Here is a 12545-nt window from a genome sequence, read left to right as displayed (position 1 = left end):
CCGGCCGCCGCGTCCTTCGGGGCGCGGCGGCTTTACTGTCCGAGGCGGAGGACCACCGGTCGCCCGTCGAGGTCGAGCGTCCCGACGCCCTGTTCGGACGAGATCTCCCGGTATTCGCCGTTCTCCAGCCGGGACACGGAGATCCACGGATTTCCCGTTTCGTCGCGCCAGACCCTCACGTACCACTCGATCCCGCCCATGGCGTAGACGCCCGGTTTGATGTTCCGGTCCACATCGGCCGTGGCGGGGGACTCGACTTCAACGACGACCGTGACGTCCTCGGCTTTGAAGTCCGCGATGTTCAGGTCTTCGTACTCTGGTCGATCGCGGATCACCAGTAGGTCGGGCTCTGGTCGATTGCGCTTATTGACCGTCGCCGTCATCTCGGCCTCGACGATGAAGCCCGCGCCTGTCTGCCTTTCGAGTTGGTGCAGCAGTTCGTGTATATAGAGGCGGTGATAGCGACGTTGGGGCAGCAATGCCGCAAAGAGACGCCCTCTCAAGACCTCGGTGTGCGGAGGCACGTTGATGACGTCCAGATCGGCGGATTCCCAACCCGTTTCGCGCGGGGGCCTCACCACCTCCCACGACGGATCCATCACAACGCTCGCTTTCTGAATGGCCGTCCATCGCACCGTGAGCCATTCTACTCAGGAGCCTCGGCCGCGAAACCCTCTCCGTCGAGAAAGCCCGTCCCCAAAGCTTCCCGATCTAACATCAGTTTCCCTGCCGCACTTGGAATGTGGGGTTGTGCCCTCTTCGGCCATGGCATACATTGCGGACTCCGTAAGTGATTATCCCTCACGATTGGAGCTTCGATGACAAACTCTCTTCGCCGCATGTCCGCAGGGCTCTCCGCCGTAGTCGGTGCCACGGCGTTCGCCGCCATGGCCGTCCCGACACCCGCGATGGCGGCCGACACCTGCGACCCCGGGGAGTACTGCGTCTACCAGGGCAGCACCGTCGTCTACAGCAGCACGACCGCCGACGGGGCCGATCTCGGGCACTTCGACTCGAACGGGTACGTCAAGAACCGCGGTTCCGACAACCTGGAGTTCACCGTCGAGCTGTCGGGAGGAGCCGACTACACGGCTTGCCTCCAGGCCGCGGGCCAAGGCCAGACCACCTGGGGTTTCCCGGCCGGATCCGAACTGAAGAACGTCCGGTGGGCCGGCGGCTGTTAACCGCCTCTGAGCGACCGCGCCGGCATGGTGGCGGGATCGCCAGAGAACGTTTGCCCGGAACCTCGACGCCCGTCCCGCCGCGACGGGTGGACCCGGCGAACGCGGAGAGCCCGGCCGAACGAGGCCGGGCTCTCCGACGGCCGACTCAGCTCTTCGCCGCCCGCCCCGTCCGGACCGCTCCCGCGCTCGCCACGATGACCAGGCCGATCGCCAGGCACTGCAGCAGTGTCAAGGTCTGGCCGAGGACGAGGAAGCCCGCGAGCGCCGCGATCGCCGGGGCCAGGCTCATCAGGATGGAGAACGTCGACTTCGGCAACCGGCGCAGGGCCAGCAGCTCCAGCGCGTAGGGCAGGCCGGACGACAGTATCGCCACGGCCGCGCCGAGGCCGAGGACGACCGGGTCGAGCAGGGCCGTGCCGGCCGAACCGATGCCCAGCGGAAGACTCACCAGCATGGACACCACCATCGCCAGGGCCAGTCCGTCGAGTCGGGGGAAGCGCTCGCCGGCCTTGGAGCTGAGGACGATATAGGCAGCCCACATGGAGGCGGCGCAGAGGGCGAACGCCGCGCCGGCCAGGTTGATCTCCTCCAGGCCTCCCCGGCCCAGCAGGAACACTCCCGCGAGGGCCAGCCCGGCCCACAGCAGGCTCAGCGCCCGTCGGGCGATGACCACCGACAGCACGAGCGGGCCGAGGACTTCCAGCGTCACCGCCAGGCCCATGGGTATGCGTTCGATCGCCAGGTAGAAGAAGACGTTCATACCGCCGAGGGCGAGGCCGAAGGCCGCCGCCACGCCGAGGTCGGCTCTGCTGTAGTCGCGCAGGCGGGGACGGCAGACGGCCAACAGCAGCACGGCGGCGATGGAGATGCGCAGCGCCACCACGCCGAGGGCTCCGGCTAGGGGGAAGGCCAGTGCGGCGACGGCGGAGCCGAACTGCACGGAGAAGGCGCCGCCGAGGACCAGGGCGATGCCGGCGACTCCGCCGGAGGCGGGTCGGTTCGGGCTGTCGAGTGTCGGATCCGGTGCGGCGGAGGCGGATCCTGCGGCCGGGGTCTTGGTCAACGGGTCTGTCACGTCCTCCACATTAAGAAGCCTCCCCGATAATGTGAAATGCCGATCTCACGGTGGTTATGCTTGAGGAGCATGACCATCGAGCTTCGTCACCTGCGCGCGTTCCTCGCCATCGCCGAGGAGGGCGCCATCACCCGTGCCGCGACCAGGCTGCGCGTCGGCCAGCCGGCCCTGTCGCGAACGCTGCGTCAGCTCGAGGACCACTTCGACGTGCGCCTGGTCGACCGGTCGACGCACCATCTCGAGCTCACGGCCGCCGGGCGGCGGTTCCGGGATCAGGCCTCTGCGGCGGTGGCCGCAGTGGACACGGCGCTCGACCCCGGCTCGCTGGAGTCGCTGCCGCTGCGCCTCGGGCATTCGTGGGCGGCGTTCGGGGACCGCACGATCCCGCTGCTGCGGCGCTGGGACGAGGCGCATCCCGAAGTGCCGCTGGAGATCCGCCGCCTCGACGACCGGACGGGAGGGCTCACCACGGGGAAGGCCGACGTCGCGTTTCTGCGGGGGGATGTCGTGGCGACGGGCCTTGTCACCGAGCTTTTGGTGGAGGAGGACCGGCTTGCCGTGGTGCCGGCGGGCAGCGACCTGGCCGAGTCCGACGAGCTGTCGCTGAGCGACTTGGCCGAGTACCCCCTCGTCCTGAACACGGTGGCCGGGACGACGAGCCTGGACCTGTGGCCCTCGGACAGGCGGCCCGCGACGGTGATCGAGGTCGGCAACACGGACGAGTGGATGACCGCGATCGCCGCCGGGCGGGGCAACGGCATCACCACGGCCGCGACGCCGAGTCTCTTCCGGCATCCCCAGGTCGCCTTCCGGCCTTTGGCCGACGCGCCTCCGGTGCCGCTGGTCGTCGCCTGGCGCAGGGGGACTCCGACCCATCGGTCGATTCCGGACCTGGTCGACCTCGCCCACGAGATCGCCTCGGACGCCTGACTCGGGCGCTGTCGCCTCTCCGCGAGCAGGACCGCCGAGGTTGACGCCTTCGCCGGGGAACACCCCCGCGGCACCGGCCGTTTCGAATTGGAGCGGAATGCCACTGATCTCGATGCGCCTAGCGGACGCGGGGATTCCGCCGATCAGTTTCCGGATCGCGTCCCGTCGAGTCCGCTACGGTGGCCGGTATTCCGAACACGCGGAGAGGGGACGGGCGTTGAAGAAGTCCGCGGCGACCTCGATCATCCTGGTTCCGCTCTTGGCCTCCGCCTGCGGCGTCGACGCCCCGGAACGCTAGGAGCACGATCCCGGCGAAGGTGCCCTTTCTGTCCACGAGGACAAGGACGGGGGCATACTGCTATGCCTCGACGAAGAAGGTGTCTTCGCAGTCGAACTCGAGCAGATCCGGTGGAGCGGACCGGACGGCGCGGACTCTTCCGAGGTCACCACGAAACTCGACAACGACTTCAGGTTCAAGGCCGAGGCGGTGAGAGCGCCGGAACCCGTCCCCGGGATAGAAGGAGTGACCGTCACCAAGCCGACCTGCGAGATGCCGCACGGCTCCGAGTACGCCTACCGTGTGACGGTCTACTCCGAGGGCGGGCCGGTCGACCTCGACCGGAGGCCCCGTCGTTTACGGTGGGGAGGAATGCGCTCAGTTCATTGTCGTACCCGTGGATATCGTGGCAGACGTGAAGCAGGTGGTGACGGTCAAGCTCGTCCCGGACACGGCGCAGTTCGAGGCGCTGTCGGGGACGTTGTCCCTCTGCAACGAGCAGGCCAACCGGATCTCCCGGATAGCGTTTCGCCACCGCAACATCACGACCGGCCGTGTAGAACGAAAATTCGCCCTGCAAAAGCGCGTCTACCAGTCCCTCAAGGACGCTGGCTTGAGCGCGCAGCCGGCAATCCGCACGATCGGGAAAATCGTGGACTCCTACACGACCGTATACGGTCAGGTCAAAGCCGGAATCCTACGCGGGAAGCGGAAACGTTCTGCATTGAGCAAGCCGGTCGAGTTCCGTCCCGCTGCGGCGCAACCGTTCGATGACCGGTGCCTGTCGTGGGACCTGGAGGCCCGCACCGTGTCGATCTGGACCACCGCCGGGCGACTCAAAGGTGTATCGTTCGCCTGCTCGATCACCGACCTCAAGACCTTGGCCCAGTACCGGAAGGGCGAGTCGGACCTGTTCGAACGCGACGGGGTGCTCTACCTCGCCGCGACAGTCGATGTCCCCGAGCCCGCCCAGTATGAGCCGATCGATTTCATCGGCGTGGACCGGGGGATCGTCAACCTCGCCACCACCTCAGACGAGGTCAACTATCAAGGCAAGGGTCTGGATCGGTACCGGCGTCGCCAGGCACGGGTCCGCTCCGAACTGCAAGCGAAGCAGACCAAGGCCGCCAAGCGGAAGCTCAAGCAGCGCGCCCGCAGAGAATCGCGGCACGCTTCCCACGTCAACCACAAGATAAGCAAAGAGATTGTGTCCGAGGCCGAACGCACCGGACGCGGTGTCGCGCTCGAAGAACTCGAGGGCATCCGCGACCGGGTACGGCTCCCACGGTCCCAGCGGGGCAGAATCTCTCACTGGCCGTTCTACCAGCTCGCCCAGTACATCGCCTATAAGGCGGTCCGTGCGGGCGTGCCGGTGGTGGTCGTGGACGCGCACTACACGTCGCAGATGTGTCCGCTGTGCCACCACACCGAACGGGCCAACCGGAAGACCAGAGACGACTTCGAATGTCGGGGGTGCGGGCTCGCTGGCCCCGCCGACGTCATAGCCGCCGTGAACGTGCGAGCACGCGCACGTGTGGCTTGGGCCGTGAGTCAAGGGTCCGGAACGGCCGCATAGCGCGGCAGCGATCTATCCGCCACGCCGCACCCAGCGGCGGAGGACGAGGTACAAGCCACCGATCCCAATCGGAGGTCACTTGACGCTCGTGCGAGAGACCGACATCTCCCTCTGAGCCGAACCCGGCGGTGAGCCTTGGAAGAACCCCCTCTCGCGAAGAGGACCACGCTCCTCCAGGGCTTCCGGGCCGCTCGGTCCGTGGCCGGTCCCTGCCGATGCCCTCCGCAGTCAGCGGCACCGCGGAACCCCCGTGTCGCCGTCCACCCCTCGCGACCTGTGGCGATATCGCCATATGATTCCCATGTGAAATCGGCGGACAGGCTGTACCCGTAACCCGGTTCCCCTGGAACCAGGCGACGGGCACAGCACGCGAAAGGAGGCCGTCCGCCGATGCACGACGGTTCCGCCCCCGGCCGAGAGGATCGCCCCTCCCCCGCCGGCCCCGACAGGAGACCAGGCGACGACTTCGCCGCGGTGGCCGCCTATGCCGCCGACGCGACGGGAGAACCCGCTTTGGCGGGCGTCATAGGCCGCCCTCTGATGACGGCCTACGGACGCTGCGCCGAGAGCGCCCGAGCCACTATCGAGACCCTGCGGCAGGCCGGCGAGCCCCTTGACGGCCCCTCCGCGGAGGCACCGGGCGCGCGTCCGTGAAAGGGCGGAGAGCGGTGAGCGGCATCCACGGGATCACGCGCTGCCTCGTCGACTTGGCCGGAGACGCCATGGAGGCCTTCACGGTCGAGGACGGAGTGGGAAGGCCGGACATCGGCCTCCTCGCGCGGCCGCTGGCCGGACTCCGCCTCGAACCGCTCGCCGCCCTCATCGGCCGCATGGAGGACCTGTACGGCTACGCGGAGGGCAATCCTCCCCGCCTCATGGCCTTGGGCGCCATGTGGAAGGCGGTGGCCACATCCCTGGACGGCCTGGTCCTGAACGGCCTGGCCGGGGCCCGCCGGGCCAAGGCCTTCGCCCCGGAGAGCGGTCCTCACGACCCGAGCGCGCCCGGCGGACACCGGAGCTTTCCGGACGCGGTGGCCCTGACCCGAGACGTCGCCGTCCACCTGGGACTCTTGGCCGAGGTGTACGCGGAGTTCTCCGAAAGGCTCTCACGCCACTTCGACGCGATCCTGGCCGACGCGGCCGCCGAGACCGCCCGAGCCCTGCCCGGAACCGCCGACGAGAACCGAGCCCGCGCCACCCTGGCCGCCGTCAGGCTGGAATACGTTCTGACCGATGCCCTCCTCTGCATGGTCGACGCCTATCTGCGCGCGGCCGAGGTGTTCCGCGTCGGAGAGGGTCTCGTCCTGAGGCTGGAGGAGACCCTGGAGACATGCCGCGAACTGGCGGACCCGCCGTCCGGAACCGACGGCCGGCAGAGGAGCGAGAGGACATGACAGTGGACGAATCCCTCGACACGGCCGCCGCACGGGCAGTCGCCGACGCGATAGAGGTGGAGGCCTCCTCCCCCGACCGCGCGGTCACCGTAAGAGTCGGCCCCGGCCACCGGGTCACCGGCATCGCGCTGGCCCCGAACGCGGTCGACCTGGGTGCCGAGGCGCTGGCCGCGCTCACGCTGAAACTGATCGGCGAAGCGGCCGCGAAGGCCGACGAGAGGCACGCGCGCGGCCTCGAGGACGTGGTCGGCGCATGGACCGAGAAGATCGACGAGGAGCGGAAATGACCGACAGGGCGAAACCGGTCCCCATAGACCCCGTGAGCCTCCTGGAGCGCATGCAGGAGACGCAGCGCAACCTGACCGAGCGTTTGGAGGCGCTGGAGATCGTCAAAGGCGGCCTGGAACGCCTCGAGACCACCGTCACCGACGATGGGGGAGCTTTGTCGGTGACGGTGTCGGGCGGCGGCGAGATCCGCTCGCTCGACATCGAACCCTCCGCCCTCGACATGCGCGAAGCGCTCGGTCCGCTGATGGTGGCGACCATCGCCCGGGCGCAGGATCGGCATCACAGGCGCATGCGCGACATGGGCGGAGGGTTCGGTTTCAACGAAGGCGGCGAGTAGGCGAGCGTCCTTCACGGGGAGGGCGCTCGCGCCGCTGTCGGCGATCCGCTAGGAGGAGAGCGCGATCGCGGTCGGCGTCGGCGGACGGCCGACCGCGGCTCGCACCTCCTCCCGCTCTTCCGAGGTGAGATGGCCGCGGTGGAAGAGGATCTCGGCCGCGCGATTCCAGTGGCTGCGCGCCGCGCCCCGATTCCCGGTGGCGTAGTAGGCTTCCCCCGTTCCCCAGAGGACCTCGGCGTAGTTGACCGTCGCCTCGTCGCCGCTCTCCCGCAACCGTTCCTGGCGGTCGGTGAACACCTCCAGAGCCTCCTCGGCCCTGCCGCTGCGGACGAGGCGGAAGGCCAGATTGTCCAGGGCGTCGTTCCGGTACAGCTCGGCGTCGAACCCGTCGGCGAACGACACCAGCCGCCGCGCCTCCCGCACGGCCCGCTCGGTCTCGCCGAGGCGTTCGCTGATGCGCGACCCGTACAGGCCCGCCAGGTAGCGGATCCGCGGATGGCCCTCCTCGCGGGCCACGGCCCCGGCCTCGTCGGCCAGGCGCCGAGCCGTCTCCAGGTCCCCGCGCCGGTAGCGGACCGAGGCCAGCCGCACCCGGCAGTCGGCCCGGTAGCGGCGGTCGCCGAGCTCGTCGGCCATCGCGGCGGCCGAGGCGAGGAACGCCTCCGCCCGGTCGAACTCCGCGCGTTCGGTGTGCGCCACGGCCGCCATCATCGTGGCCGCGTACTTCTGCCTGCTGGTCGGCAGCCGCTCGGCCGACTCCATCCCGAGGCGCACCAGCGCCATGGTGTCGTTCACGTCGGCCAGCGCCCGCAGCAGCGCCATGTACGCCGTCCGGGAGTACTCCAGGAACAGCTCGTCGTAGCCCGCCTCGTCCTCGCTCACCGCGAGCGCGACGCGCTCGATGTTGTCGGCCTCGGCCCTGATCCAGGAGCGCCAGGCGGAACCGTCGCGGGCGGGGAGGTCGTCCGGAGGCGTGTAGGGCTCCTCCGGCACGGCCAGCGGGGGCATCGCGGTTCCGACCTCCGGGTCGGTGAACAGCTTGAGTTGTGCGAAGTAGTAGGCGAACAGGCGGCGGCGCGTCTCGGCCCCCTCGCCGGCGGTCTCGGCGGCGTAGAGGCGGATCAGGTCGAGCATGCGGAAGCGCCCGTCGTCCAGGGGGACGACGAGTTGGAACTCGACGAGGATCTCGGCGACCCGTTCGGCGGTGGTGTAGTCGCTCTCGGCCAGGAGTGCGAGCAGCCGGGTGTCGAAGTCCGCGCCGGGGTGGGAGCCGAGGCGGGCGAACGTGCGGGCGGCGAGGGCGTGGTCGCCTCCGCGTTCGCGCAGGTCGTCGTAGCCGGTGGAGAGGCAGGCTCGGACGGCGAGGTCGTCGATCTGCAGCTGGGAGAGGCGGTTCCGCTCGTTCGAGAGTCGCCGGGCGAAGGCCGCCATGGAGAGGTCGGGGCGGGTCCGGCAGCGGGCGGCGGCGATCGTGAGGGCGAGGGGCATTCCCTCGCAGGAGGCGACGATGGCGTCGGCGGCCGATCCGTCGGAGGCGGTCGCGGGGAGTCCGTGCGTGACCAGGTCGCGGGCGTCTCCGTCCCGCAGCGGGCCGAGGGCGATCGAGGTGGAGGCTCCGGCGAGCGCGAGGGGGCGGCGGCTGGTGATGACGGCGGCCGCTCCGGCGCTTCCGGGGAGGAGGGGGCGGACCTGGGCGGTGTCGCGGGTGTTGTCGAGGATGAGGAGGACGCGCCGGTCGCCGAGGACGGTGCGGAGTCGGGCGGCCGTCTCGTCCTCGGTCTCGGTGCCTCCGGGGTCGACGCCGAGGGAGCGCAGCATGCGCCGCAGCGCTTCGGTCGGGGTCAGCGGGGCGTGTCCCGGGGTGTGGCCGTGGAGGTTGAGGTAGACCTGGCCGTCGGGGAAGCGGTCGGCGAGCCGGTGTCCCGCGGCGAGGGCGAGTGCGGACTTCCCCATTCCCCCGGGGCCGTGGACGGTGGCGACGCGGAGGTGTCCTCCGGTTCCTTCGAGGGCTTCGACGATCGCGGCGGTCTCCTTCTCGCGCCCGACGAACGGGTGGGGCGCGGCGGGGAGCTCGCGCGGGACGGCCGCCTCGGCCCGCCGGGTCGTCCGGCGCGGCAGGCGGTCGCGGAGGATCGCGGTGTGGAGGGCGCTGGTCTCCTCGGCGGGGTCGAGTCCGGAGCGGTCGGCCAGGCGTTCGCGGAACTCGGTGTAGACGCGGCTGGCCTCGGCCGGTTCGCCGAGGTGGTGGTGTGCGGTCATGAGGGCGCGGGCGAGGATGTCGGAGTAGGGGTGGGCGGGGAGCTGCGCCTGTCCGGCGGCGACGGTGGCGGTCCACTCCTCCAGTTCGGCGAGGAGTTCGACGCGTTCGAGCTCGGCGCGGGCGGCCTGGCGCAGGAGTCGGGTGGCCTCGCGGTCGAAGACGTCGCCGTCGAGGTCGGGGTAGGGTTCGGGCGGTACGAGGGCGAGGGCCGCGTCGATGTCGGCCAGGGCCTGTTCGGTGCGTCCGTCGGCTCTGGCGGAGCGCGCGGAGGCGAGGGTGCGGTCGAAGAGGGCGGCGTCGGTGTCGACGTCGGTGAGGAGGGTGGCCCTGTTGCGGTTGACCATGCCGTCGAAGCCGGCGTCGCGGAGGGTCTTGCGTATGGAGGAGAGGATGTTGCCGACTTGGCGGGCGGCGGTGTCGGGCGGGTCGCCGTCCCAGAGGACGCTCAGCAGTTTCCGTTGGGTGACGACGCGCCCGGCGTTGAGGGCCAGGTAGGCGGTGGCCTTGACGATTTGGACGCCCTCCAGGCCCGCCGGCCTTCCCTCTACTGTGGCCTTGAAGGTGTTCATGACGGTGACGTGCAGGGTCGCGGCCATGGAGTCCTCCCTCTCCGGTTTGCGTTCTCCAGGCTAGTGGACGGCGGCCAGGGTCCGGAGTGATAGAGCGGTCACCTCGGTCGGGTCCCGGTGGTCTCGGTACAGTGTTAGGTGTCCGAGCGGGACCGATCCGAAGGAGCGACATGGGTTGGCGTAAGAGGATCCGCGCGGCCGCGGAGAGGCTCAGCCGGGCCGAGACCGCCGCCGACCAAGTCGCGGGCCGCCTCGAACTGGTCGAGGCCGGCCGGCGGCCCGAGGACGCCGAGGGCGAGCGCAGGCGGCTGCGCCGTTCCATCGCCGCGCGGGCGGAGAGCCTGTGCGATCCGTGGCTGGCGGAGAACGGCGCCGATCCGGCCGTGCCCTCCGAGTCCCGGCCCCGCTCCGGAGCCGTCTGCATCGGACGGTCGGGCGACGGGGACGAGGCCTTCCCCGTTCTGGTGGACCTCCTGGGGGCGGGCCACCTCTCGGCCGACGGCGACGCGGCCGACCCGCGCGTGGCGGGGTTCCTGCAGTCCCTCCTGGTCCGGCTCGTGGGCGCCTATCCCAAGGTGGAGTTCGGCTTCGTCGACGGCGTGACGCTCGGCCAGGTCTTCTCCCCGCTGAGTCCGCTGGTGGAGGCGGAGCTCGCGCAGCCGGTCGCCACGGACGCTATGGGGCTGGCCAGGCTCTTGGGAGACTGGGAGAAGCACGTCTCGGAGACGAGCGAGGCCGCCGGACGGGGAGTGAGCCTCGAGGAGTACCCCTATAAGGTGCTGGTGGTCGCCGGGATGCCACCTCAAGTCGGCAAGGCGCACCGCGAACGCCTGGCCGCCCTGGCCCACGCGGGCCGCCGCAGCCGCACGCACCTGGTCCTCTGCGGCTGGCGCCCCTCCTATAAGGGCGATTCGCTGCCGCCGTTGGAGAACACGGTCCACCTCACCGTCGGGGAGAGGGTCGCGGCGGCCGGACTGGCCGAGGACGTCGTCCTGGCCAAGCCCCTGGCTCCCGGCACGGCCCAGGCCGTCGTCGCGCAGCGGGCCGCCAAGCAGCGCGACCTGGCGACCGTGCGCCCCGAGGACGTCGTCTCCCCCGAGTGGAGCGAGTCGTCGGTGAAGGGGCTGTCGACAGTGGCCGGAAGGGACACCGCCGGACAGGTGTCGCTGTCGTTCGACGACGCGACCCCGCACTGGATGGTGGGCGGCCGCACCGGTTCGGGCAAGACGGTCTTCCTCCTGGACGTCCTCTACGGGCTGTCCTCGCGCTACTCGCCCCGCGAACTCGAACTGTACCTATTGGACTTCAAGGAGGGCGTCTCCTTCAACGAGTTCACGCCCTCGCCCGGCGACCCGACATGGATTCCCCAGGTGAAGGCGGTCGGAGTCGAGTCCGACCGGCAGTACGGCCTGGCGGTCCTGACCCGCCTGCGCAAGGAGCTGTCGCGCCGCGCGGGAATGATGAAGCGCGCCGGGGTCACCAGCCTCGCCAAGCTGCGCGAGGCCCGCCCGGAGGCGGAGCTCCCCCGGATCCTCGCGGTGATCGACGAGTTCCACGTCCTCCTGGCCGGCAACGACACCGTCGCACGGGAAGCGGTCTCGCACCTCGAGGAGCTGGCCCGCAAGGGCCGCTCCTACGGCGTGCACATGATCCTGGCCTCCCAGACCATCAGCGGCGTCGAGGCCCTGTACGCCAAGAAGGACTCCATCTTCGGCCAGTTCCCCATGCGCGTGGCCCTGCCCGGCGCCAAGCACCTCCTCGAAGAGGACAACGACGCGGCGGCGGACCTGGCGGTGGGCCAGGCGGTCGTCAACGAGGCGGCCGGCATCCGCGGCCACAACCGGCTGATCGCCTTCCCCGACATGACCGCCGACGAGGAACGGCTCGCGGGCCTGCGCCGCGAGTGGTGGGAGCGGCGCGGCGACGACACCGAACCGCTGGTGTTCCGCGGCTTCGACGAACGGCATCTGGACGACGATCCGCGCTACACCGCTCTGCGGCCGGACATGCCGCCGCGCGCGCTCATAGGGCGCGCGGTCGATGTCGAGCTGTCGACGGTGTCGTTCCCCTTCGGGCCCACCCCGGGCCGCCACCTCGCGGTGGTCGGGACGCAGCGGATCGGGTCGGACCTCCTCGTCGCGGCGGCCGAGTCTCTCGCGAAGACGTACCGGGGCGGCGAGGCCGAGTTCCACATCGGCTCGCACGCCGTGGGCACCGAGGATGCCGCCGGCGCGCTGAAGGAGTCCCTGGCCGCACAGGGGCACACCGTCGCCGACCTCGACGTGAAGGCGCTCGCCGAGCCGGGTCCGCGGCCTCGCTACGCGATCTGGTTCGGAGCCGACGGCGGCGCCGGCGACACGGCGGCCCTGCGGAAGGTCCTGGAGGAGGGCCCCTCGTCCCGCACCCACCTCATCGGGTGGTGGCGCGGTGCCCGGCGGTTCCTCGACGACATCGGCGGCTCCGGCAAACGCGAGAGCTGCGCCGGCCTGGTGCTGCTCAACGTCTCCCCCGCCGACGCGGACGCCGTCACCGGCTCCCAGGCCGGGTGGAACCCCCGCACCAACCGCTGCCTCTTCGTCGACCGGCACGAGGGCGCCCAGACGCTGACCGTCCCGTTCGTCCAGGCGGGCCGTCTCGACGAATTCGAGGAGTGAG

Annotated in this window: 12 protein-coding genes; 9 read left to right on the top strand and 3 right to left on the bottom strand. The window is 70.3% G+C overall.

Annotation, left to right across the window (positions count from 1 at the left end; translation table 11 throughout):
- Positions 1 to 32: 32 nt before the first annotated feature.
- Positions 33 to 599 carry a Uma2 family endonuclease gene (locus tag ACFTE1_RS03930; protein WP_380617559.1) on the bottom strand — a complete coding sequence of 189 codons (567 nt, stop codon included), beginning with the start codon at positions 597 to 599 and terminating at the stop codon, positions 33 to 35.
- A 219-nt stretch (positions 600 to 818) separates the two neighbouring features.
- On the opposite strand from ACFTE1_RS03930, the gene ACFTE1_RS03925 reads away from it, so the two are divergent.
- The gene (locus tag ACFTE1_RS03925; RefSeq protein WP_380617384.1) at positions 819 to 1184 is read left to right on the top strand and encodes a hypothetical protein; all 366 of its coding nucleotides are present in this window, start codon (positions 819 to 821) and stop codon (positions 1182 to 1184) included.
- A 145-nt stretch (positions 1185 to 1329) separates the two neighbouring features.
- Here the strand turns inward: ACFTE1_RS03925 and ACFTE1_RS03920 are convergent, their stop codons facing one another.
- Entirely contained in the window at positions 1330 to 2259 is a 930-nt protein-coding gene (locus ACFTE1_RS03920) for an EamA family transporter (protein ID WP_380617385.1), read from the bottom strand.
- A gap of 69 nt (positions 2260 to 2328) precedes the next feature.
- On the opposite strand from ACFTE1_RS03920, the gene ACFTE1_RS03915 reads away from it, so the two are divergent.
- From ACFTE1_RS03915 to ACFTE1_RS03885, 7 genes are all read left to right on the top strand, one after another.
- Complete coding sequence (locus ACFTE1_RS03915) at positions 2329 to 3189, top strand: LysR family transcriptional regulator (protein WP_380617386.1); 861 nt, start codon at positions 2329 to 2331, stop codon at positions 3187 to 3189.
- Positions 3190 to 3286: 97 nt separating this feature from the next.
- Positions 3287 to 3487, top strand: a complete 201-nt coding sequence (locus tag ACFTE1_RS03910) for a hypothetical protein (RefSeq protein ID WP_380617387.1) — start codon at positions 3287 to 3289, stop codon at positions 3485 to 3487.
- Positions 3488 to 3863: 376 nt separating this feature from the next.
- Positions 3864 to 5042: an RNA-guided endonuclease InsQ/TnpB family protein gene (locus ACFTE1_RS03905; RefSeq protein ID WP_380617388.1), complete on the top strand. Its 1179-nt coding sequence runs from the start codon at positions 3864 to 3866 to the stop codon at positions 5040 to 5042.
- Positions 5043 to 5432: 390 nt separating this feature from the next.
- On the top strand, positions 5433 to 5696 hold the full coding sequence (locus ACFTE1_RS03900; protein WP_380617389.1) for a hypothetical protein: 264 nt from the start codon (positions 5433 to 5435) through the stop codon (positions 5694 to 5696).
- 14 nt (positions 5697 to 5710) lie between these two features.
- Entirely contained in the window at positions 5711 to 6436 is a 726-nt protein-coding gene (locus ACFTE1_RS03895) for a hypothetical protein (protein WP_380617390.1), read from the top strand.
- On the top strand, positions 6433 to 6723 hold the full coding sequence (locus ACFTE1_RS03890; protein WP_380617391.1) for a YbaB/EbfC family nucleoid-associated protein: 291 nt from the start codon (positions 6433 to 6435) through the stop codon (positions 6721 to 6723). The genes ACFTE1_RS03895 and ACFTE1_RS03890 overlap by 4 nt, the downstream gene beginning before the upstream one ends.
- Positions 6720 to 7061, top strand: coding sequence for a YbaB/EbfC family nucleoid-associated protein (locus tag ACFTE1_RS03885; RefSeq protein ID WP_380617392.1), 342 nt, complete (start codon positions 6720 to 6722; stop codon positions 7059 to 7061). The genes ACFTE1_RS03890 and ACFTE1_RS03885 overlap by 4 nt, the downstream gene beginning before the upstream one ends.
- A 48-nt stretch (positions 7062 to 7109) precedes the next feature.
- On the opposite strand, the gene ACFTE1_RS03880 is transcribed toward ACFTE1_RS03885, so the two are convergent.
- Entirely contained in the window at positions 7110 to 9917 is a 2808-nt protein-coding gene (locus tag ACFTE1_RS03880; RefSeq protein WP_380617393.1) for an AfsR/SARP family transcriptional regulator, read from the bottom strand.
- Positions 9918 to 10060: 143 nt separating this feature from the next.
- On the opposite strand from ACFTE1_RS03880, the gene ACFTE1_RS03875 reads away from it, so the two are divergent.
- Positions 10061 to 12544: an FtsK/SpoIIIE domain-containing protein gene (locus tag ACFTE1_RS03875; protein ID WP_380617394.1), complete on the top strand. Its 2484-nt coding sequence runs from the start codon at positions 10061 to 10063 to the stop codon at positions 12542 to 12544.
- The last annotated feature ends 1 nt before the right edge of the window (position 12545 follow it).

It is taken from the genome of Salininema proteolyticum, from assembly GCF_042685645.1.
Classification (GTDB): Bacteria; Actinomycetota; Actinomycetes; order Mycobacteriales; family Micromonosporaceae; genus Salininema; species Salininema proteolyticum.
This window is presented reverse-complemented; position numbering and strand designations above follow the sequence as displayed.

What these genes read in the sequence shown, in the direction of transcription:
- ACFTE1_RS03930 (WP_380617559.1), bottom strand. Translation starts at nt 599, where the DNA reads ATGGATCCGTCGTGGGAGGTGGTGAGGCCCCCGCGCGAAACGGGTTGG.
- ACFTE1_RS03925 (WP_380617384.1), top strand. Translation starts at nt 819, where the DNA reads ATGACAAACTCTCTTCGCCGCATGTCCGCAGGGCTCTCCGCCGTAGTC.
- ACFTE1_RS03915 (WP_380617386.1), top strand. Translation starts at nt 2,329, where the DNA reads ATGACCATCGAGCTTCGTCACCTGCGCGCGTTCCTCGCCATCGCCGAG.
- ACFTE1_RS03910 (WP_380617387.1), top strand. Translation starts at nt 3,287, where the DNA reads ATGCCACTGATCTCGATGCGCCTAGCGGACGCGGGGATTCCGCCGATC.
- ACFTE1_RS03900 (WP_380617389.1), top strand. Translation starts at nt 5,433, where the DNA reads ATGCACGACGGTTCCGCCCCCGGCCGAGAGGATCGCCCCTCCCCCGCC.
- ACFTE1_RS03890 (WP_380617391.1), top strand. Translation starts at nt 6,433, where the DNA reads ATGACAGTGGACGAATCCCTCGACACGGCCGCCGCACGGGCAGTCGCC.
- ACFTE1_RS03885 (WP_380617392.1), top strand. Translation starts at nt 6,720, where the DNA reads ATGACCGACAGGGCGAAACCGGTCCCCATAGACCCCGTGAGCCTCCTG.
- ACFTE1_RS03880 (WP_380617393.1), bottom strand. Translation starts at nt 9,917, where the DNA reads ATGGCCGCGACCCTGCACGTCACCGTCATGAACACCTTCAAGGCCACA.
- ACFTE1_RS03875 (WP_380617394.1), top strand. Translation starts at nt 10,061, where the DNA reads ATGGGTTGGCGTAAGAGGATCCGCGCGGCCGCGGAGAGGCTCAGCCGG.